Annotated in this window: 6 protein-coding genes; 2 read left to right on the top strand and 4 right to left on the bottom strand. The window is 72.8% G+C overall.

The window, feature by feature from the left end:
* Positions 1-34: 34 nt before the first annotated feature.
* Both ACIGXX_RS03135 and ACIGXX_RS03130 read right to left on the bottom strand, forming a co-directional pair.
* Positions 35-13,120 (bottom strand): type I polyketide synthase, encoded by a 13,086-nt coding sequence (locus ACIGXX_RS03135; RefSeq protein WP_399972177.1) that lies wholly within the window; start codon positions 13,118-13,120, stop codon positions 35-37.
* Between the two features lie 1,385 nt (positions 13,121-14,505).
* Positions 14,506-16,134, bottom strand: a complete 1,629-nt coding sequence (locus ACIGXX_RS03130; RefSeq protein ID WP_366464231.1) for an AMP-binding protein — start codon at positions 16,132-16,134, stop codon at positions 14,506-14,508.
* 254 nt (positions 16,135-16,388) lie between these two features.
* On the opposite strand from ACIGXX_RS03130, the gene ACIGXX_RS03125 reads away from it, so the two are divergent.
* Both ACIGXX_RS03125 and ACIGXX_RS03120 read left to right on the top strand, forming a co-directional pair.
* Positions 16,389-18,788, top strand: a complete 2,400-nt coding sequence (locus ACIGXX_RS03125) for a SpoIIE family protein phosphatase (RefSeq protein WP_399972173.1) — start codon at positions 16,389-16,391, stop codon at positions 18,786-18,788.
* Between the two features lie 214 nt (positions 18,789-19,002).
* On the top strand, positions 19,003-20,157 hold the full coding sequence (locus tag ACIGXX_RS03120) for a serine hydrolase domain-containing protein (RefSeq protein WP_399972170.1): 1,155 nt from the start codon (positions 19,003-19,005) through the stop codon (positions 20,155-20,157).
* A gap of 77 nt (positions 20,158-20,234) precedes the next feature.
* Here ACIGXX_RS03120 and ACIGXX_RS03115 read toward each other — a convergent pair whose 3' ends face one another.
* Both ACIGXX_RS03115 and ACIGXX_RS03110 read right to left on the bottom strand, forming a co-directional pair.
* Positions 20,235-21,062 carry an aldo/keto reductase gene (locus ACIGXX_RS03115; RefSeq protein ID WP_399972167.1) on the bottom strand — a complete coding sequence of 276 codons (828 nt, stop codon included), beginning with the start codon at positions 21,060-21,062 and terminating at the stop codon, positions 20,235-20,237.
* 145 nt (positions 21,063-21,207) lie between these two features.
* On the bottom strand, positions 21,208-22,623 hold the full coding sequence (locus ACIGXX_RS03110; protein ID WP_399972164.1) for an NAD-dependent succinate-semialdehyde dehydrogenase: 1,416 nt from the start codon (positions 22,621-22,623) through the stop codon (positions 21,208-21,210).
* Positions 22,624-22,666 lie beyond the last annotated feature (43 nt).

The raw sequence follows: 22,666 nt of genomic DNA, 5'->3' as shown, positions 1-22,666 counted from the left end.
GCGGTGCGGGGGGAATCGTTGCGGTCCGGCACGGTCACGAGGTCTCGAGTTCGTCGTCGAGGTAGCCGAAGAGTTCGTCGTCGGTGGCCGATGTGAGGTCGGACGCGTCGTCCTCGTCGGTGTCGTCGGCCCGCGCGTCGCTCCACTTGGCGAGCAGGGCCCGCAGCCGCAGGTCCACCTTGGTGGTGGTGCCGTCGTCGGTGAGGGCGAGCAGCGTGCTTTCCAGGCGGTCGAGTTGGTCGAGTACGCCGTTCTCCGGCTCGGGCCCGGTGCGCGGGAGCAGCGTGAGCACGTGCCGGGTGATCGCGGCGGCCGACGGGTGGTCGAACACGAGCGTCGAGGGCAGCCGGAGTCCGGTAGCGGCGGTGAGCCGGTTGCGCAGTTCCACCGAGGTCAGTGAGTCGAACCCGAGGTCCTGCAGGGCACGGTCGGGGTCGACGTGGGCGCCGGCCGAGTGGCCGAGCACCGCGGCGACCTGTGCGCGGATCAGGTCGAGGACCGTCTGCTCGCGGTCCGCGGCGGACTGGCCCGTGACCGTGTCGGTGAACGTGGTGCCCGCGGCGGCGGTCGCGGCGGTGACGCGGCGGGCGGGGGCGCGGACCAGGCCCCGCAGGATCGGGGGCAGAGTGCCGTCCGCCGCCTGGCCGCGCAGTGTCGCGGTGTCGAGGAGGAGCGGTACGAGGGTGGCCCGGTCGTCCCGCGCCGCCGCGTCGAACAGCGCGAGGGCGTCCTGGGTGGGCAGTTCGAGGATGCCGGAGCGGCCGAGCCGTGCCCGGTCGTCCGCGTCGAGGCCCGCCGTCATGCCGCTCGCGGCGGCCCACATGCCCCACGCCAGCGAGACGCCGGGCAGGCCGTGTGCGTGGCGGCGGCGCACGAGTGCGTCGAGCGTCGCGTTCGCCGCGGCGTAGCTCGCCTGGCCCGCGCTGCCGAGGATGCCGGCCGCCGAGGAGAACACGATGAACGCGGACAGGTCGGCGTCGCGGGTCAGCTCGTCCAGGTGTCGCAGTCCGTCGACCTTCGGGGCGAGGACACGGTCGACCCGCTCGGGTGTCAGTGATGCGAGGACGCCGTCGTCGACGACGCCGGCCGCGTGCACGACCGCGCCGAGCGGCCGGTCCAGGGAGGCGAGGAGCGCGGCCACCGCGTCGCGGTCGCCTACGTCGCACGCCGCCACGGACACCTCGGCGCCCAGCGCCGCCAGTTCGTCGCGCAGTTCCGGTGCGCCGTCGGTGGCAAGTCCCTTGCGCCCCGCGAGGACGAGGTTGCGTACGCCACGGTCGGTGACCAGGTGCCGGGCCACCAGCGCGCCGAGCGTGCCGAGGCCGCCGGTGACCAGGACCGGGCGGTCCGGGTCGAGCGGGGCGGGCACGGTCAGGACGACCTTGCCGACGGTGCGGTCCTCGCTGAGGTGACGGAGCGCCTCGGGTGCGCGGCGGACGTCCCAGGCGCGCACCGGCAGGGGGCTCGACCGGTCCGCCCCGCAGAGTGCCAGCACCTCGACCAGCGCCTCCTGCACGTGGTCGGGTCCCAGCTGGGTCCGGTCGTACGTGGCGTACTTGACGCCGGGCGGCAGGTCGTCGGGTTCGTGGGCGTCGGGCGCGTCCGGTTCGAGGAGCCGCCCGCCGTCGGAGAGCAGGTGGAGGGAGGCGTCGATGAACTCCCTTGCTGGCAGGGCGTTTTCCGTGACCTCGCTTGCCGGCGGGTTGAGTACCACGTCCATGCCGCGACCGCCGGTCTCGGCGGCGAACGTGGCCGCGAAGTCGGTGTCGAGCGAGGACGCCAGGTGCGCGTCGGGCACGCCCGCCGCCCGTACGGCGTCCCAGTCGGCGGGATTCGCGGTCGCGTACACCCGCGCCCCCAGGTGCCGTGCGAGGTGCACGGCCGCCATGCCCTCGGCGCTCGCCGCGCCATGGATCAGCACGGACTCGCCGCGCCGCAGGTCTGCCAGGTCGCGCAGGGCGTGGTGGGCCGTGAGGAACGCCAGCGGTACGGATGCGGCGTGCGCGAAGGTCCATCCGGCGGGCACCGGGGCGAGCAGCCTGCGGTCGGTGACCGCGAGCGGCCCGAAGCCCTGGGTGGCCATGCCCAGGACGCGGTCGCCCACGGCCAGGTCGCTCACCGCCGCGCCGACCTCGGTCACCACGCCGGCGATGTCGCTGCCGGTCTCGGCCCCCTCGGAGCGATCGTCGAGAGTCGGTACGTCACGGAGGTTCAGGCCCGCCGCGCGGACGGCGATGCGTACGTCGCCGGGCGCGAGGGGTGCGGTGGCTTCGGGGTGCGGCACCAGGGCGAGGTCGTCCAGCGTGCCGCGGGGCCGCCGGATGTCCAGCCGCCAGGGGCCCTCGGCGGGCGGGGTGAGCGGGGCGTCGGCGGTGGCGCGGGTGAGCCTGGGCACGGTGACCCGGCCGGCGCGTACGGCCGCCTGGGGCTCGTCGCCTGCCAGTGCCGCGGGCAGGGCGCGGGCGGACGCATCGGCGTCGAGGTCGATCAGCGCGAACCGGCCGGGGTTCTCGGTCTGCGCCGTCCGCACGAGCCCCCACACGGCGGCCTGCGCCGGGTCGGGCGTCGCGGAGTCGACCGCGCCGCGGGTCACGAAGACCAGGCGGGTGTGCGCGGTCCGCTCGTCGGCGAGCCAGCGCTGAGCCAGTTTCAGCGCCCAGGAGACCGTTTCCCGCGCCGCCTCGCCGTCCGCGCCGTCCGCGCCGGACGACGGCCGGGGGCAGGGGGCGAGCAGGTCGGTCACGCCGTCGAGGGCGCCGAAGTCGGACACGGTCGGCGCGTCGACGCCGAACTCGTGGCCGCCGAGTCCGTCCCGTACGAGGTCGTCCCGTACGAGGTCGTCCCCGCCGAGCACGGCGAGTCGGACCGGCCTGTCCCCAGCCCCGTCGATCGGCGTCCACTCCAGTGCGAACAGGGCGTCGGCAGTACGGGACGCGGTCTTGTGGAGCTCCACCGGTCGCATCACGAGCGACTCGACGGTCGCGACGGGGCGGCCGGTCGGGTCCGCGACGGCCAGCGACATCTCGTCCTGTCCCGTGGGCGACCAGCGCACCCGCAGCGTCGAGGCGCCCACCGCGTGCAGCCGCACCCCGGTGAACGTGAACGGCAGCCGGGGGCCGCCGCCGATCTCGTCGAGGGCGCGCAGCACCGGTGCGTGCAGCGCGGCGTCGAGCAGGGCGGGGTGCACGCTGAAGCCCTCACCACCGGTCCCCTCGGGCAGGGACACCTCCACGTACACGTCGGAGCCCAGGCGCCAGGCGGCGCGCAGCGCGCGGAACACCGGGCCGTAGCCGTAGCCGAGTTCGGTGAGGCGGTCGTAGACGTCGTCGGCGTCCATGGGCGTCGCGCCCTGGGGCGGCCACTCGGACAGCTCGGTCGCGGGGGCTTCGCCCGCCGTGAGCGTGCCGGTCGCGTGTTCGGTCCAGGGCGCGTCCCGGTCGGCGTCCTCGGCCCGCGAGTGCACCCGGATGCTCCGCCTGTCGTCGCTGTCCGCGCCGACCGCCACCCGCAGGACGCGGGCGCCGCGCTCGGGCAGGACCAGCGGGGCGTGCAGGGTCAGTTCCTCGACGGTGTCGAGCCCGCAGTGGCCCGCCGCGTGCAGGGCGAGGTCGAGGAAGCCCGTGCCGGGGAACAGCACCTGGCCGCCGACGCCGTGGTCGGCGAGCCACGGCTGGGTCCGGGTGGACAGCCTGCCGGTGAACACGACCCCGTCGGAGTCGGGCAGCGCGACCGCGGCACGCAGCAGCGGGTGGTCGCCCGTGGCGACGCCCAGGGCCGCCGTCGCGCCGTCTCCCGCGGGTGCGACGGCCGCGGTCAGCCAGTACCGCTCGTGCTGGAAGGCGTAGGTGGGCAGGTCCACGCGGGTGCCGCTGCCGCCGATGACCGCGGCCAGGTCGCAGCGCGCGCCCCGGACGTGGAGGCGGGCGGCGGCGAGGGTCAGCGCGTCGGGCTCGGGCCGGTCGGAGCGCAGCGTCGGCACGAACACGGCTTCGGGGGCGCTGTCCTGGCCCAGGGCGGCGAGTGCGCCGCCGGGTCCCATCTCCAGCATCGTGGTGACGCCCTGCGCGGCGAGGGTGGTGATGCCGTCGGCGAACCGCACGGGGCGGCGTACGTGCCGTACCCAGTGGTCCGGTGACGTCAGTTCATCGGCGTCGACCGGCGCGCCGGTCAGCGTGGAGACGATGGGCAGCGTGGGCGGGTTGGCGGTCGCGCCCGCAACGACGCGGCGGAACTCCGCGAGCATCGGCTCCATCAGGGGCGAGTGGAAGGCGTGGCTGACCCGCAGCCTGGTCACCTTGCGCCCCTGTGCCTTGAGCCGGTCGGCGAGGTCGAGCACTTCGAGTTCGCTGCCGGACAGGACCAGCGCGTTGGGGCCGTTGATGGCGGCGATGCCGATGTTCTCTGAGCACTCCGGAGCGATCTCGTCCTCGGTGGCCTGCACCGCGACCATGACGCCGCCGGCGGGCAGCGCCTGCATGAGGGCGCCGCGCGCGGCGACGATCGTGCAGGCGTCGGCCAGGGAGAAGACGCCCGCCACGTGCGCGGCGGCCAGTTCGCCGATCGAGTGGCCCGCGAGCGCGTCGGGCACAAGGCCCCAGGATTCCCACAGTCGGTACAGCGCGACCTCGACGGCGAACAGTGCGGGCTGGGCGTACTCGGTGCGGTCGAGCAGGGCCTGGTCGTCGCCGAAGACCACGTCGCGCAGCGGCATGTCGAGGTGCGGGTCGAGGTGGGCGAACGCCTCGTCGAGCGCGTCGGCGAACGCGGGGTGGGCCGCGTACAGGCCGCGGCCCATGCCGATGCGCTGGGAGCCCTGGCCGGAGAAGAGCACGGCGAGCCTGCCGCCGTCGGGGACCCCGCGCACCACGCCCGGGGTGACGGCGCCCTCGGCCAGCGCGTCGAGTCCGGCGCGCAGCTCGGGTGTGCCGGTGCCGAGGACGACCGCGCGCTGGTCGAGCGCGGCCCGCCCGGTCGCGAGCGTCACGGCGATGTCCACCGGCGACAGCTCGGGCCGCTCGTCCAAGGCGGACGTCAGGCGGGCGGCCTGCTCGCACAGGGCTGCGGTGTCACGGGCGGACAGCGCCCACGCCAGCGTCCGGCCGTCGGGCTCGTCCGCAGGGGCCGCGGGAGCGGCGGGGGCGGGGTCGGCCTGTTCGAGGATGACGTGGCCGTTGGTGCCGCTGACGCCGAACGCGGAGACGGCGGCGCGCCTTGGCCGGCCCGCGTCGGGCCACGGCCGCTGGTCGGCGAGGAGTTCCACGGCGCCGGTCGTCCAGTCCACGTGCTCGGACGGGCGGTCGAGGTGGAGGGTGCGCGGCAGTACGCCGTGCCGCATCGCCTGCACCATCTTGATGACGCCCGCGATGCCCGAAGCCGCCTGGGTGTGGCCGATGTTGGACTTCAGGGCGCCGAGCAGCAGCGGCCGGTCGGCGGGGCGGTCCTGGCCGTAGGTGGCCAGGAGTGCCTGCGCCTCGATGGGGTCGCCGAGCCGCGTTCCGGTGCCGTGGCCCTCGACGGCGTCCACGTCCGCGGTGGACAGGCCCGCGTTCGCGAGCGCCGCGCGGATGACGCGCTGCTGTGCGGGGCCACTCGGTGCGGACAGGCCGTTGGAGGCGCCGTCCTGGTTGGTGGCGGAGCCCCGGACGAGGGCGAGCACCTCGTGGCCGTTGGCGCGTGCGTCGGAGAGCCGTTCGAGGAGGATCAGGCCCGCGCCCTCGCCCCAGCCGACTCCGTCGGCGGCGTCGGCGAAGGGCTTGCACCGGCCGTCGGGGGCCAGGCCGCCCTGAAGGCTGAACTCGGCGAAGGCCGTCGGCGTCACCATGATCGCCGTGCCGCCCGCCAGGGCCATCGAGCACTCCCCCGACCGCAGCGCCTGCACCGCGAGGTGCAGGGCGACCAGGGAGGACGAGCAGGCGGTGTCCACGGTGACGGCGGGCCCGCGCAGGCCGAGCGAGTAGGCGATCCGGCCGGACACGACGCTCAGGGCGTCGCCGGTGAGCCGGTAACCGTCCATCTCGGGCGTGGCCTGTTCCAGGGTGCCCGCGTAGCTCTGCGGTGAGGCGCCGACGAACACGCCGGTGAGGCTGTCGCGTACGGATGTCGGGTCGATGCCCGCCCGCTCGAAGGCCTCCCAGGCCAGTTCGAGGACCTGCCGCTGCTGGGGGTCCATGGCCAGCGCCTCGCGCGGGGCGATGCCGAAGAAGCCGGCGTCGAAGCCGCCCGCGTCGTCGACGAAGGCGCCTTCCAGGGTGCGGCTGCGGCCCTGGGCCTCGGCGTCGGCCGCGTAGAGCCGGTCGGTGTCCCAGCCCCGGTCCTGCGGGAACGGGCCGACGGCGTCGTGCCCATCGAGGACGAGCGACCACAGGTCCTCGGGGCCGCGTACGCCGCCGGGGTAGCGGCAGCTCATGGCCACCACCGCGATCGGATCGTCGGCGGTGCGGGCCGCGGCCGGGGCCTGGGCGGGGGTCTGGCGCTCGCCGAGGACCACGGAGTACAGGTGGTCGGCGAGCGCCTGGGGCGTCGGGTGGTCGAAGACGACGGTGGCGGGCAGCCGTACGCCGGTGGCGGTGTTGAGGCGCTTGCGGAGCTCGATGGCGGTGAGGGAGTCGAAGCCCAGCTCTCGGAAGGCCCGGTCCTGGGTGACGGTGTCGGGTCCTTCGTGGCCGAGCACCGCCGCCGCGTGGCCGCGGACCAGGTCGAGCAGGAGCCGGTGCTGGTCGGCCTCGGCGAGCCCGGTGAGGCGGTCGGTGAGCGCGCCGCCGGATGCGGGCTGTTCCACCGCGTCCTGGGCGGCCAGCGCGACGACGTCGGGGATCTCGCTGATCACGGGGCGCGAGCGGGCCGCCGTGAAGCCGGGGGCGAAGCGGGCCCAGTCGACGTCCGCGACCGTCACGGTCGTCTCGCCCGCCGTGAGGGCGGCGGCGAGCGCGCCGACCGCGAGGTCCGGCCGCATGGGGCGCATGCCCCTGCGGCGCAGCTGGTCGTCCAGGTCGCCGGTGACCATGCCGCCGCCCGCCCACATGCCCCAGGAGACCGAGGTGGCGGGCAGGCCCTCGGCACGGCGGCGCTGCGCGAGGCCGTCGAGGAAGGCGTTGGCGGCGCCGTACGCGCCCAGTTCGCCGCTGCCCCACACCGCGGACCCGGAGGAGAACAGCACGAAGGCGTCCATCTCGCGTCCGGCGCACAGCTCGTCGAGGTGGGCCGCGCCGACGGCCTTGGCCGCCAGGGCGTACGCGAGGTCCGAGGTGTCCGTGTCGGCCAGCGGCAGGGACGGGACGGTGCCGGCCGCGTGGAATACCGAGCGGATCGGGGTGCCTTCGGCGTCGAGCCGGGCGAACAGGTCGGCCAGCGCGGCACGGTCGGCGGCGTCGCAGGCGGCGACGGTGGCCTTGACGCCGAGCCCGGTGAGCTCGGCCTCCAGCTCCCGCGCGCCGGGTGCGTCCGCGCCGCTGCGGCTGGTCAGCACGATGTGCTCGGCGCCGTTGCCCGCGAGCCAGCGGGCCACGTGGCCGCCGATGGCGCCGGTGCCGCCGGTGATCAGTACGGTGCCACTGGCGCGCCAGGCGGGTGTCGCCGCCGGTGCGGGGGCCGGGGTCAGGCGTCGCACGGACATCCCGGAGGCCCGTACCGCCAGTTGGTCCTCGTCCGCCTGTCCGGCCAGGGCGGCGGCGAGCCGCGTCGCGGTCCTCGTGTCGGGGGTCACGGGCAGGTCGACGATGCCGCCCCAGCGGTCGGGGTGCTCCAGGCCGACGGCGAGGCCGAGGCCCCACGTCTGGCTCTGCGTGGGGTGGGTCAGCGGGTCGGACCTGCCGACGGACACGGCGCCCGTCGTGGCAAGCCACAGCGGCGCGTTGATCCCGGCATCGCCGAGCGCCCGCACCAGCTCCAGCGTGCCGGAGAGGCCGTTGGGGACGGTCGGCGCTGCGGGGTCGGGCTGCTCGTCGAGGGCCAGGAGGGAGAGCACGCCGCTGGGTACGACGTCCAGGGCGCGCAGCGCCTGTGCCGAGCCGTCGATCTCCAGGACGTCGGCGCCGTGGGCGCGCAGGGCGTCGACGGCCGCCGCATGCCACGGGTGCCGCGCCTGGGACGGCGCTCCGACCACGAGCCAGGTGCCGTCCAAGTCCGGGGCTGCGGGGGTGCCGAGCGGCTGCCAGGTGATCCGGTAGCGCCACGCGTCGACGGTGGAGCGTTCCTGACCGCGGCGCCGCCAGTCGGCCAGGCTGGGCAGGACGTCGGTCAGCGGCGCGTCGGCGGGCACGTCCAGCGTCGCGGCGAGGTCGCCCCGCTCCACCGCGGACCAGAAATCCTCGAGGGCGGGGTCGCCGGCCCCCGTCGGGCGGGCCGTCTCCTCCAGCCAGAACCGTCGGCGCTGGAAGGGGTAGGTGGGCAGGTCCACGCGCCGCCCGGCGGGCACGGTCTGCCGCCACTCGAAGGGCAGGCCTTCCACGTACGCCTCGGCGGCGGAGAGCAGGAACCGGTCGAGGTCGCCGTCGGTCCGGCGCAGGGTGCCCACGACGACGGCGTCCTTGCCGGTCGCGTCCAGCGTCTCGCGTACCCCGAAGGTGAGCACGGGGTGCGGGCTGCACTCCACGAACGCGCCGACCCCGTGGTCGAGCAGGCCACGCGTGGCCTCCTCGAACCGCACGGTATTCCGCAAATTCTGGTACCAGTAATCGGCACCCACCTCGGAACCGGTCAGCCACTCCCCCGTCACCGTGGACAGCATCGGCACCGTCGCACGCAGCGGCTCAACCCCGGCCAGGACGCCCGCCAACGCCTCCTGAATACGCTCCACATGCGGCGAGTGCGAGGCATAGTCCACAGGCACCCGGCGTGCGCGCACGTCTTCGGCGGCGCAGGACTCGATCAGCTCGTCCAGTGCGTCGGCGTCGCCCGCCACCACCACCGAGCCGGGGCCGTTGATCGCGGCGAGCGAGATCCGTCCGTCCCAGCGCGCGATCCGCTCGCGCGCCTGATCGGCCGTCACCGCGAGCGACACCATGCCGCCCTGGCCCGAGAGCTCCAGGATCGCCTTGCTGCGCAGCGCGACCACCTTGGCGGCGTCGTCCAGCGAAAGCGCCCCCGCCACATGCGCGGCGGCGATCTCACCCTGGCTGTGCCCCACCACCGCGTCCGGCTCCACACCGTACGAACGCCACAGCGCGGCCAGCGACACCATCACCGCGAACAGCGCGGGCTGCACGACATCCACCCGCTCCAACTCGGCCCCATCGGCAAGTACTTCGTGCAGCGACCAGTCCACATACGGGGCGAGCGCCTCAGCGCACGCATCCAAGGAGGCGCGGAACACCGGCGACGACTCCGCCAACTGGGCACCCATGCCCAGCCACTGCGACCCCTGACCGGGGAACACGAACGCCACCTTCCCCACAGGCCGTGCGACACCGATCGCCACGCGGGTGGACTCCGCGCCACCGGCCACCGCCGCCAGGGCCTCGGCGCCGCCCGCCACCACCACGGCCCGGTGGTCGAACACCGCTCGGGACAGCAGGGCATCGGCCATGTCGGTCGGCGCCAACGCCTGTGAGGCGGTGGCCAGTTGGGCCGCGTGGGCGCGCAGGGCGTCCTCCGTGCGCGCGGAGAACACCAGCGGGGTCGGCTCGGACGTCCGCGGCGGGTCGACGGGGGTTCCGTAGGGGGTCTCGTCGGGTGCCTGTTCCAGCACGGCGTGGGCGTTGGTGCCGCTGATGCCGAACGAGGAAACGGCGGCCCGCCGGGGGCGTCCCACCTCGGGCCACGGCGTGGTCTCGGTGATCAGCGACACGGCGCCCGATGCCCAGTCCACGTGCGGGGTGGGCTCGGTGATGTGCAGGCTCGAGGGCAGTACGCCGTGCCGCAGCGCGAGCACCATCTTGATGAGGCCGGCGACTCCGGAGGCCGCCTGCGTGTGGCCGATGTTGGACTTCACCGAGCCGAGCAGCAGCGGCCGGTCGGCGGGGTGTTCGCGGCCGTAGGTGGCGAGCAGGGCGTCCGCCTCGATCGGGTCGCCCAGGCGGGTGCCGGTGCCGTGCGCCTCGACGGCGTCGACCTCGGCGGCCGGGACGCCCGCGTCGGCGAGCGCCTGCCGGATGACCCTGCGCTGCGCGGGGCCGCTGGGGGCGGTGAGGCCGTTGGACGCGCCGTCCTGATTGATCGCGGTGCCCTTGATCAGGGCGAGGACGGGGTGCCCGTTGCGGCGTGCGTCGGACAGCCGCTCGAGGAGCACCATGGTGGCGCCCTCGGCGAGGCCGAACCCGTCGGCACTCGCCGAGAACGCCTTGCAGCGCCCGTCGGGGGCAAGCGCGCGCTGCCGACTGAACTCCACGAACATGCCCGGCGACGGCATGACCGTGACACCGCCCGCCAGGGCGAGGGGGCACTCGCCGCGCCGCAGCGACTGCACGGCCAGGTGCAGGGCGGCCAGCGACGAGGAGCACGCCGTGTCGAGGGTGACGGCGGGCCCGTTGAACCCGAACGAGTAGGAGAGCCTGCCGGAGGCGACGCTCGCGGTGTTGCCGGTGAGCAGATAGCCCTCGAGGTCGGCGGGGGCCTCGTGCAGCCGCGGCCCGTAGTCCATCGTCATCGCGCCCACGAACACGCCCGCCTGGCTGCCCCGCAGCCCGTCCGGGTCGATGCCCGCGCGCTCGATCGCCTCCCAGCCGATCTCGAGGAGCAGCCGCTGCTGCGGGTCCATGGCCAGCGCCTCGCGCGGCGATATCCCGAAGAACTCGGGGTCGAACTGGTCGACGTCGTGCAGGAATCCGGCCTCGCGCTGGTAGTAGCCGCCGGCTCGCTCGGCGTCCTCGTCGTAGCGCCCGTCCAGGTCCCAGCCACGGTCGGTGGGGAACGCGGTGATGCCGTCGCCGCCCGTGGAAAGGAGCTCCCACAGGTCCTCGGGGCTGCGCACGCCGCCGGGCAGGCGGCAGCTCATCGCCACGACGGCGATCGGCTCGTCGTCCCCCACCGTCGCGAAGGCCAACGGCTGGTCGTCGTCGGCCGCCGTGCCGAGCAGGGTCCGGTCGATGCGCTCGGCGAGGCCACGGCACGTGGGGGTGTCGAACACCGCCGACACTGGCAGGTTCAGGCCGGTGGCCGCGTTCAGGAGGTTGCGCAGTCGCACCGCGCCCGCCGAGTCGACGCCCAGTTCGAGCAGCGGCGCGTTCGCGTCGGGCGTGGGCCCGGCGTCCCCGACGACGGCGGCCACCTGTGCGCGGACCAGGTCGAGGAGGAATGCGGTGCGGTCGGGGGCGTCCGCGAGCCGGTCGGCGAAGGACGGGGCGGGGGCGGTCCCGGGCGCCGTGTGCAGCGGGTAGGCGGGCAGCGGCACCGCGCGTGCGTCCCGGCCTGCGAACACCGCGTTCCAGTCGGGGAGCACGCCGTACGTGTGCAGTTCGGCGAGCGCGGCGGTCATCTGGTCGGCGCCGCCCCGCTCCCTGCGCAGCGTGCCGATGACGGCGGCCTCCACGGCGGCATCCTCGGCGGTCTCCTGCACGGCCCTGGTCAGCACGGGGTGGGGGCTCGGCTCGAGCAGCAGTCGGTGTCCGGCCGCCAGGACGGCGCGGGTGGCGCTCTGGAAGTCCGCGACGCCGCGCATGTTGCGGCACCAGTGGTCCGCGGTGAGCGTGAGCGGGTCGACCCTGGCGCCCGTGGTTGCCGTGTAGATCGGCACGTCCGTCGGGCGGGGTGTGATCGGTGCGAGGCCTTCGCGCACCAGGTCGAGCACGGAGTCGACCTGGCGGCCGTGGGCCGCGAGACGGATCGCGATGCCTCTGGCCCTGATGCCGTCCGCGGCCAGTTCGGCGAGGAGTTCGTCGGCCTCGTCCTCGGTGCCGGAGACCAGGACCGAGGTGGGGGCGTGCACGGCCGCCAGGTCGAGTCCCGCGTACCGGGTGAGCCGTTCGCGTACGTCGTCGGCGGACGCCAGCACGGACAGCATCACGCCGCGTTCGAGCAGGTGCACCTGTGCCTGGCTGAAGAGGGCCACGGCCCGTGCGCCGTCCTCGACGGACAGGGCGCCCGCGACCGTCGCGGCCGGGATCTCGCCGACGCTTGAGCCGATCACGGCGCCGGGCCGCACACCCCAGGAGCGCCACAGCGCGGACAGGGAGACCATCATCGCCCAGAGGGCGGGCTGCGCCACGTCCGGCCGGTCGAGGGAGGGCGTGTCCGTCGTGCCGCGCAGCACGTCGAGGACGGGCCAGTCCACGAACGGCGTGAGGGCGTCGGCACAGGCGTGCAGTTGCTCGGCGAACACCGGCGACGTGGCGAGGAGTTCGTCGGCCATGCCCAGCCACTGCGGCCCGTGCCCGGGGAACACGAAGGCGACGTCGTCTGCCGCGGCCCGCACCGGCCCTCCGGCGAGCCCCGGCACCGGTATTCGCCCCTCGCTGACGGCGAGCAGTTCCTCGGCGAGCCGCGTGCGGTCCCCGCCGACCAGTACCGTGCGCCGGTCGAGGGCGGGACGGGTGGTGGCCAGGGAGAAGGCCAGGTCGGCGAGCGGCAGGGTGGGCTCGGATTCGATCAGCGCGCGCAGATCGGCGGCCCGTGCCCGCAGCGCGTCCTGGCTGTGTGCCGACAAGGTGATCGGGACGACGGGCCCGTCCGGTGCGGCGCGGCCGGGATCGGGCCGGCCCGAGCTCAGTGCGGCGTCGACCAGAGCGGGAACGCCGTCGGACCAGGCGTGGTCGGTGTCGAGCCGGTAGGCGAAGGTCGCGGTCCGCGCGATGTCGTCGCGGGTGAGCACGGCGAAGGCACCGTCCGACCCGACCAGCGCGAGGTCGCACTCTCCGGAGCGCACGGCGGCGGCAGCATCGGCGAGGGGGTCGCGGCTTGCCCGGCGTGGACCGTCGAAGCCGAGTGCGCGTGCCAGCCCGGCCGCGTCGTCCTCGCCCTCGGTGCCGGCGGCCAGATAGACACCGACTCCTGCCCGCTCGGCCGCGCCGATGCCCGCGTCCTCGCAGGCCGTCCACGCCGACTCCAGTTCGCCCGCCCGGCTCGCGGGCAGCGGCGCACCGGTCAGCTCGGCCAGTGCACCGTGATCGCTCTCCGCCTGCACCGGTGCCGCAGCCGCGGCGCCAATGACGGCGACAGTGCCGGTGTGCACCCCTTCGGATAAGCGCATAGCAGCCTCTGCCTTCGTCAGTCATCCAACTGGAAAGTGGATACACGCGCGGTTGGCGTGAATCGGCTCGATACTTTCTCGGCCACTTCGCCGCGACAACGATCGCAAGTCAAAACCAGAAATCCAGAAATTGTCAACTGCGGTCTATTTTCGGTCTGCCGCAGGCGGAAAACAAACGTAGAGCAGGTGGAAGCGCTGCGCAGAGGCGCGTCGACTCACGCGATTTACCGTACGGACTTCCCGAATTTACCTGGTTATCGACGGGCCCGGGAGAGCGGCGGACCCGCCTCTTGCCCTGCCTCCGGGCAGCTCCTGCCCTATCGTGCAGCGACTTTTACCCCATCGCGCAGCGGCGGCTCGCACCCGGGGACGACGGAATAGCGACACAGTCCGTTCATCAACAACCCGCCATTCGACCGTCACGATCTGGCCATACGGGTTCCGTTAAGAATCCGGCCTCGCGCACGACCACCGTGAAACACTGAATGCACAGAGGGCGGAAACCAACGCGTCGACCGGGCATGCCGAAGCGGCTCCCGCGTTGCGGGAGCTCAGGGCGGTGCCCCCCACGGCGGGCCTTGGGCCTGGGCGTAGGCAGGGGTAGCGGGAAACAGGGGCGATGGGGCCGGTAAGGACAGGCCCCCGCAAGGCGCCGGCCGGGATCGAATTTCGCGACGCTCCGAGTTCGCGAACCATCGGCCGGGAGCGGGAGAACGACATAAGCCGTTCAGAGGAACAGCGACTCGCGTTCGGGCAGCGGAAAAGCCCTTCTGGTCTTCACATGGCAGCCGAGGCAGCGCGCCGGAAAGTGGCGACACCCGCGTCACGGCCCACTGATTCTTATCCCTCCTTTACGTAAAACCCCATGCGGTTGCCGGGACCTATACGGAGGACCAAGGAAGCGGGCACTCCGAGAGGACCTGATCGGCCTGCGGACGGGGGTGCATGGTCGGAACAAACGCGATACCTGTGGCCTCGCGCTGACCCAACAGTATCGGAGTGCGTGTAGCCCGCACCAGGCTCTCTTTATGTGGCAGGCGGAGGCGGAACAGCCCTTCTCCACGCGCACAAAGGGCGCGTCACCGGGTGTGGTGAACGCGCCCTTCCGTATGCCGCCGCGAATGTCTGCCGACTCCGCCACCTGGCATCGATCCGCGCAGTTCGCTTCCGCGAAAACTGACTCCGGAGTAATTAACGCACCACACTGCGTGTCCGGCCGTGGAGCGCACAGCGGGCGGCCGTGCCCGTTTCACCGTGCCCGCGCGCCCGTCTTCTGCCCGTTTCGGGCTCACGCGCGGTCGCTGTGCTTCACCTCACACGTCCCGGTACTTCCAGGCAGCCTTCGCCGTCCGTCCGATCCGACACCGCTGCCCTCGGATGCCCGTCTAGCGCGTGACGAGAGCCGGGCCCGTCCAGGCGGCGCGCAGCGCCTTCTTGTCCACCTTGCCGACCTTCGTCGTCGGCAGCTGATCGAGCAGCACCGTCTTCCGGGGCGTGTACAGCTCGCCCAGCTCTGCGGTCACCGCCGCGCCGACCGCGTCCGGGTCGACGTCGGTGCCTTCGGCCGTGGCCAGGAAGATCTGCACGGCCTCCCCGTACTCCTCGTCCGGTACGCCGAGCGCCGCCGCGTTGCGCACGCCGGGCAGCGTGAGCAGGAAGTCCTCCAGGACGCGGGAGTAGACGTTGTCGCTGGTGCTGCCGGTGACGATGATGTCCTTGGCCCGGTCGACGAGATACAGGTATCCGTCGGCGTCCAGATAGCCCATGTCCCCGGTCCGCAGCCAGCCGTCCTCCAGCGCCACCGCGGTGCGCTCCGGGTCCTCGTAGTAGCCGAGCATCACCGTCTCGCCCCGGACACACACCTCGCCGACCTGCCGGACGGGCAGCGCCGCCGTGCCGTTCTCACCTCGGATCTCGATCTCGGTGTCGGATATCGCGCGACCGCAGCTGCGCCAGAGCTCGGGGCGCCGGGCGCCCTCCGAGGCGAGGTCGTCGGCACCGAACGCGGCGATGCCGAGCGCCTCCGACTGTCCGTAGCCCTGGCTGAGCACCGGCCCGAAGACCTCGACCGTCTGCTGCAGGCGGCTGGGCGAGGAGGCCGCGCCGCCGACGACGATCCGCCGCAGCGCGGGGAAGGCGCCCGGCACGCACTCCGGGTGGTCGAGCAGCGCGTACAGCATGGGCGGTACGAACATGGTGGCGGTGATCCGCTCCTCGCGCAGTGCCGCGAGGGCCGCCCCCGCTTCGAACTCGGGCAGCACGACGAGGGCGGACCCGGTCACCAGCGCCTGGAGCGAGGTGAGGTGGCCGCTGCCGTGGGTGAGCAGCGTGGCGACGAGCACCCGGTCCGTGCCCGGGTCCATGACCGGGAAGAAGCCCGGGTGGCGGGAGTCGCGCGGGGCGTCCTCCGCCTGGTCCACCAGCACGTTGTAGAGCCGGTGGCTGTGGGCGGCGAGCTTGGGGCGGCCCAGGGTGCCGCCCGTGTAGAGGACGGTGACGGCCTCGTCCGGCCCCGGGGCGGGTACGCCGTCGGGTCGCACCGCCGGGCAATCGGCGGCCAGGGCCAGCAGGTCCGCGCACTCCTGCTCGCAGGGCCCCAGGCTGAGCAGCTCGGGGGCGTGGACGCTGCGGGCGGCCGCGTCGGCGGCCCGCTGGGCGAAGAGCGGGTCGGTGACCACGGCGCGTGCCCGGGACTGCTCGACCAGTGCGGCGAGCTCGCCGGGGCCCGGTTCAGGCGGCAGGAACACGACGCGGCAGCCGATGAGATGGACCGCGAGCTGCACCAGGACGGAGTCCACACGGTTGGCCAGGAAAAGTCCTACTCCGTCGCCCGGCGCGAGCCCCTGACGGCGCAGTGCGTGCCCCATTTGGAACAGACGCCGCCGAGCCTCTCCGCGGGTCAGCCGCTGCGCGCCCTGGACGAGCGCCTCGACGTTCTCGTCCGTGTCCCAGCGTTCCAGGATGCGGTCCACGTACGTGTGCGGCCGGGTTGTTTGCTGTGCGTTAATGATCATGGACACATGCAAACATGCCGGTCAGGGGCCGTGGCCTCACAGGGGCCAACTTCGGCCATCGGGCGGCGGAGTATGATGCCCGGCCACGTGAGAGCCGCCGGTCACCCGCGGACGACGACCTGGGCTTTCCCCGGGCGCGTGCGTTCCGCTCGCGCCGCGGCGACACGAGACTTCCGGTGGGTGGGCGTGCCGCGGTTGTGCCCGCCCCCGGGACGGCGGATTCTGTAGGGGATGAACGGGGCTGGTGTGGCGCCATGACGGCATCGAACGCGGAGCAGAGTGCCGACTTCCGTGGGCCCCTCGACGTCACCAGGGCAGCCACGGCGGTCGTCGACGCCCAGGACACGGTGATCGGATGGAGCCCCGCGGCACAGCGGCTGCTCGGTTACCGGCCGCGGGAGATCGTCGGCCGGCCCGTTTCCACGTTCCTTTCGCCCGGCCCCACTCCCGCTGTGCCCCCTCTCCACCCCCGGTCACAGGGGAACGAGATCCGCGTCGCCCGGCACCGGGACGGGCACGAGCTGATCGTGGCCACCGCGGTGTGCCCCCTGCCGGGCGACGGCGAGGCGGGGCGCGTCCTCGTCGCGACGGAGCTGAAGGATCTGCGGCAGTGGGAGTCCCGGCTCGCGCTGCTGCACGGACTGACCACCCAGTCTCCCGTCGGCCTCGCCATCTACGACACGGACCTGCGTCTGACCTGGTGCAACACGGCGTACGAACGGGAGATCGGGCGACCGTTCGCGGAGTTCCGCGGGCTTCGGGCCGATGAGCTGTACTCCGACGGTGTGTTCGTGTCCAAGGGGCATCCGCCCACGCTCGACGCGGTCATGCATCACGTCCTGAAGACCGGAGAGCCGTTTCTTGACCTGCACTTCAAGGGCCGGCCGCCCAGCGACCCGACGACGGACCACCTCTGGTCCTGCGCCTACTACCGGCTCCAGGACCCCGACGGCCACGTCTTCGGCGTGTGCGAGGACGCGTTCGACATCACCGACCGCTACAAGGCCCAGCAGCGCCTCGCCCTGCTCGTCGAGGCGGGCCGCGGGATCGGGACCGCCCTCGATGTGCTGGTCACCGCCGAGAAGATCACCGAGGTGGCGGTGCCGGAGTTCGCCGCCACGGTGACGGTCGACCTCGCCAGGGCGGTCCTGGAGGGCGAGGTACCGGCCACCAGCGGCTCGGCGGCGATGTCGCTGGTCCGGGTCGCGGGCTGCTGCTCGGCTCAGGACGCCGGCCGGGAGAATCCGGGGCAACGGCCCCGCTCCCCCGCGGACCGCGTGCCCGTGGAGTACCCGTCCGGTTCGCCACAGCATCGCAGCCTCTCCTCGGGCGGGCTCGTGCTCGACGAGACGACCCTGGTCGTGCCGCTGCGGGCCGGGAACAACACGCTGGGCCTTGTCACCTTCGTCCGCGGCACCGGTTCGGCCACCTTCGACAGCGGCGAAGTGGCGCTGGCCGACGAACTGGTCGCCCGGACGGCCGTCTCCATCGACAACGCCCGCCGCTTCACCCGCGAGCGCACAGCGTCCCTGGCCCTTCAGCGCCAGTTGCTGCCGCAACATGTGCCGGAGCAGTCGGCGGTCGACGTGGCCTACCGCTACCTGCCCACGGACGACGTGACCGGGGTCGGCGGCGACTGGTTCGACGTCATCCCGCTGTCCGGTACCCGGGTCGGACTCGTGGTCGGGGACGTGGTCGGCCACGGCCTTCAGGCAGCCGCCACCATGGGGCGGCTGCGGACCACCGTGCGCGCGTTCGCCCAGATGGACATGGACCCCGTCGAGCTCCTTTCGCGGCTCGACGACCTGGTGGCGCAGTCGGCGGAGGAGCAGCGCAGCGAGCTGGGCACGCCCGACGGCGTCTACGCCGATGTGACCACCGGGGCGACCTGTCTCTACGCGGTCTACGACCCGGTCTCGCGGCGCTGCGTCATGGCCAGGGCCGGGCACCTGCCGCCGGCGGTCGTCGCCCCGGACGGGCGGCCGTCCTTCCCGGAACTGCCGGCCGGGCCGCCCCTGGGCCTGGGCGGCCTGCCGTTCGAGTCGATGGAGATCGAGCTGCCGGTGGGCAGCCTGCTCGCTCTGTTCACCGACGGCCTGGTCGAGGCCCGCGACCGCGACATCGATCACGGACTCGACACCCTGGGACGCGTACTCGGCGACCGCGGCGCGTCACTCGAAGACCTGTGCGACCGGGCCGTGTCGGAGCTCCTGCCCGGCGGCCCGACGGCCGACGACACCGCCCTGCTCCTGGTCCGTACCCGCGAGCTCGACACGGCGCGGGTCACCGAGTGGGAGCTGCCCGCGGAACCGGTCGCCGCGGGCCGCGCCCGGGAGCTGGCCACCGGGCAGCTGCGCCAATGGGGCCTCGAAGAGCTGTCGTTCGCGACCGAGCTCGTCGTCAGCGAACTGGTGACCAACGCGGTCAGGTACGCGGAGGGACCGATCCAGGTACGCCTGATCCGTGACCGCACCCTCCTGTGCGAGGTCGCCGACAGGGGCCACACCTCGCCGCACCTGCGCCACAGCGGCGAGGACGACGAAGGCGGGCGCGGCCTGTTCATCGTCGCGCAGCTCGTCCAGCGGTGGGGAACGCGCTACACCCGCTCCGGCAAGACCATCTGGACCGAACAGGCCTTCCCCAAGACGGGATGATCCTCAAGGCTGGATGAGGCGGTCCGCCCGCACCCGGGCGCGTGCCTCCCCTTCGTCGCCCCCGACGAGCGCCGCGTGCCGTGTTGTCGCCCGCCACGAAGCGGCGTCCCGGCCGGCCGCCCTAGCTTCCGGGCATCACCGGTCGGAGGAACGGGCGAACACCGCGCCGCGGTACGGCCATTGCCTCTGATCGCAACGACCGAGAGGGGAAGCAATGGCAGTGCGGACAGCACGGATCGGTGCGGTGGGACTGGTGGCAGCGGCGGCCTTGACCGCCGCATCATTCATCTCACCCGCGGCCGCCGACAACGGCGTGGGACATCCCCGGACCCAGGAGGCCATGGACGCCGCAGTGCAGGCCGGGGTGCCCGGAGTCGCCGGGCAGGCCAAGGAGGGCTACTCGGTCTGGGCGGGCACGTCGGGCGTCGGCGACCTCAGGACGGGTGCGCCGCGCTCGGCGGTCGACCGCTACCGGATCGGCAGTATGACCAAGACGTTCGTGGCGACCGTGCTGCTCCAGTTGGAGGCGGAGGGCAGCCTCGACCTCGACGACAAGGTCGACACGTGGCTGCCCGGCGTGGTGCGGGGCAACGGCAACGACGGCCGCCTGATTTCGGTGCGGCAGCTGCTCAACCACACCAGCGGGATCTTCGGCTACACCGCTGACCCGGAGTTCCTGGAGAAGGGCTTCACCGAGAAGTTCCTGGAGCACCGCTACGACACCTACACGCCCCGGCAGTTGGTCGACATCGCCCTGCGTCACGAGCCGCTCTTCGCCCCGGGCGCGGGCTGGAGCTACTCGAACACCAACTACACACTGGCCGGAATGATCATCGAGAAGGTCTCGGGCCGCCCGTACGAGGACGAGATCAAGCGGCGCATCGTCAGCCCGCTCGGCCTGTACGCCACCTCCGTCCCCCGCACGAACTCCTCGCTGCCGGAGCCGAGTTCGCGTGCGTACTCCAAGCTCTCCCTGGCGCCGCGGCCGAACGGGCCGACCCACGACGTCACCGAGCTCAATCCGTCGGCCGCGGGCTCGGCGGGCGCGATGATCTCCGACTCCGGTGACCTGAACCGCTTCTACTCGGCCCTGCTGGGAGGCAAGCTGCTGCCCGCGGAGCAGCTCAAGGAGATGAAGACCACCGTCCCCGTCGCCGGGGCCGGCCTGATCACGGGTTATGGGCTCGGCCTGATGAAGTTCGAGCCGTCCTGCGGTGCTTCGGTCTGGGGCCACGGCGGCAACATCCAGGGGTCGGCGTCCCAGGCCGTGACCACGCCGGACGGCAAGCACGCGCTCGCCTTCAACTTCAACGGCGACTGGGCGGGCGACAGCCAGGCGGTCATCGAGGCGGAGTACTGCCCGAAGTGAGCAGGGGCAGATGAGCAGGGGCAGAAAGGCGCCTGACGTGTTCTCCCGCACGCCAGGCGCCTTCTCACGGGGTTCCCTCAGCCGTTGAAGCGCTCCGGGTCGGGTCCGGTCCGCTCGTCGCGGTTCAGGGCGGAGATCTCACCGATGTCGCCCTCGCTGAGCTCGAAGTCGAAGAGGTCGAAGTTCTCCTCGATGCGCTTCTGGGTCACCGACTTGGGGAAGATGATGTCTCCGCGCTGGATGTGCCAGCGCAGCGTCACCTGTGCGGGCGTCTTGCCCACCCGCTGCGCGATGCGGCTGATGGTGGGGTCGTCGAGCACCTTGCCCTGCGCGATGGGCGACCAGGCCTCGGTGGCGATCTCGTGCTCGGCGCCGAAGGCCCTGACGTCGTCCTGGGTGAGGTAGGGGTGCACCTCGATCTGGTTGACCGCGGGCACCACGTCGCTGTCCTGCAGCAGCCGGCGCAGGTGGTGGGGCTGGAAGTTGGAGACTCCGATGGCCTTGGCGCGGCCGGAGCGGTAGATCTCCTCCAGGGCCTTCCAGGTCTCCACGAAGTCGCCCTTGCCGGGCAGCGGCCAGTGGATGAGGAAGAGGTCCAGGTAGTCGAGGCCCAGGTCGTCCATGGTGCCGTCGAACGCCTTGAGGGCGTCGTCGTGCGCATGGGCGCCGTTGTTGAGCTTGCTGGTCACGAAGATGTCGGCGCGGTCGATGCCGGAGTCGCGGACCGCCTGGCCGACCTCCTTCTCGTTGCCGTACATCTGAGCCGTGTCGATGTGCCGGTAGCCGGCCTCCAGCGCGGCCAGCGTCGTCTCGCGGGTCTCCTCCGGCTCGATCTGGAAGGTGCCGAAGCCGAGCTGCGGGATCTGCACTGCGTTGTTGAGGGTGATGGCGGGTACTGCGGTCACGATGGCTCTCCTTGTACTGCTGGGTACTGCTGGTGTCGCGTGCAGAGGGCTGCGTGTCAGGACTGCTGTCCGTTCACTCGGCCGCAAAACACTCGTATGGGCATCTTTTGTCCCGCTGTCGAGGTGCGGGACGCGGCCGGACGGTTCAGCCGGCGATTCCGCGCAGTTGCGCGTCGGGCGGCAGAATCCTGACGAGCTTGCGGTTCACGAACTCCCGCATGCCGAGCCGGGAGAGCTCGCGCCCGTATCCGGAGCGCTTGATGCCGCCGAACGGCAGGTCGGGCTGGGTCGAGGTGGGGTGGTTGACCCAGACCATGCCGGTCTCCACGCGCTCCGCCACCCGGCGGCCCCGCTCCACGTCCGCGCAGAACACGGAGCCGCCGAGGCCGTACTGGCTGTCGTTGGCCAGGGCGATCGCCTCGTCCTCGTCGGCGACGCGGTAGATGACCGCGGCCGGCCCGAAGAGCTCCTCGGCGTAGGCGCGCATGCCCGGCTTGACGCCGGTGATGATCGTCGGCTCGACGAAGGCGCCCGGGCGGTCGATGCGGTGGCCGCCGGTGACCAGCTCCGCGCCCTGGTCCACCGTCTCGCGGATCTGGTCGGCCAGGTCGGCTGCCGCCTGCTCGGAGGAGAGCGGGCCCAGGGTGGTCGCCTCGTCGGCGGGGTCGCCCGGCTCCAGCGCCTCGAACCTGCGGCGCATGCCGTCGACGAAGTCGTCGTAGACGTCGTCGAGCACGATGAACCGCTTCGAGGCGACGCAGCTCTGGCCGGTGTTCGCCATCCGGCCGGCCACCGCGGCGCCGATCGTGCGCTCGAGGCCCTCGCCGTCGAGGACGATGAAGACGTCGCTGCCGCCGAGCTCCAGGAGGCTGGGCTTCATGTTCCGCCCGGCCCGTTCGGCGACCTTGGCGCCCGCGCCCTCGCTGCCGGTCAGGGAGGCGCCGCGCACCACCGGGCTGTCGATGACGCGTGAGATCTCCTCGTGGCTCACGAACAGGTTCGTGTAGACGCCCTCGGGGGCCTGCGCGTCGCGGAAGAGCTTCTCCAGGGCGCGTGCGGACTGCGGACAGATACCGGCGTGCTTGACCAGCACGGTGTTGCCGAGGACCAGGTTGGGGCCGGCGAACCGGACCACTTGGTAGAGCGGGAAGTTCCACGGCATGACGCCGAGCAGGACACCGAGGGGTTCGTTGACGAGGTGCGCCTCCCCCTCCTCGACGTCGAGCGGTTCGGCGGCGGCGAAGTCCGGCCCGTGCCGGGCGTAGTACTCCAGGATCGACGCGGCGAGATCCACCTCTCCGCGCGCCTCGGAGATGAGTTTGCCCATCTCCAGGGTGATGATCTGGGCCAGCTCTTCCTTGCGTTCCTTCATCAGTCCGGCCGCTCGTGCGACGACGGCGGCGCGTTCCTCGATCGGCCGCTTGCGCCATGCGTGGAACGCGTGGTCCGCGGTTTCCAGCGCGGAGTCGACTTCTTCGCCCTCGATGACCGGGAACTCCTCGAGGGTTTCCCCCGTGTACGGGCTCACGGTCGCGAACGAACTCTTGCGCTGATCCGACATGAACTCTCCAGGACGACGAATGAGGGCATCGGGCGGAACGTCG

Origin of the sequence: Streptomyces sp. NPDC055243 (genome assembly GCF_044544025.1) — a bacterium.
Lineage (GTDB): Bacteria > Actinomycetota > Actinomycetes > Streptomycetales > Streptomycetaceae > Streptomyces.
Note: the sequence above shows the minus strand (reverse complement) of the source record. Positions and strands in the feature narration are given on the sequence as shown.

Excerpts from the sequence above, each read along its gene's own strand:
- ACIGXX_RS03135 (WP_399972177.1), bottom strand. The coding sequence starts at position 13,120 with ATGCGCTTATCCGAAGGGGTGCACACCGGCACTGTCGCCGTCATTGGC.
- ACIGXX_RS03130 (WP_366464231.1), bottom strand. The coding sequence starts at position 16,134 with ATGATCATTAACGCACAGCAAACAACCCGGCCGCACACGTACGTGGAC.
- ACIGXX_RS03125 (WP_399972173.1), top strand. The coding sequence starts at position 16,389 with ATGACGGCATCGAACGCGGAGCAGAGTGCCGACTTCCGTGGGCCCCTC.
- ACIGXX_RS03120 (WP_399972170.1), top strand. The coding sequence starts at position 19,003 with ATGGCAGTGCGGACAGCACGGATCGGTGCGGTGGGACTGGTGGCAGCG.
- ACIGXX_RS03110 (WP_399972164.1), bottom strand. The coding sequence starts at position 22,623 with ATGTCGGATCAGCGCAAGAGTTCGTTCGCGACCGTGAGCCCGTACACG.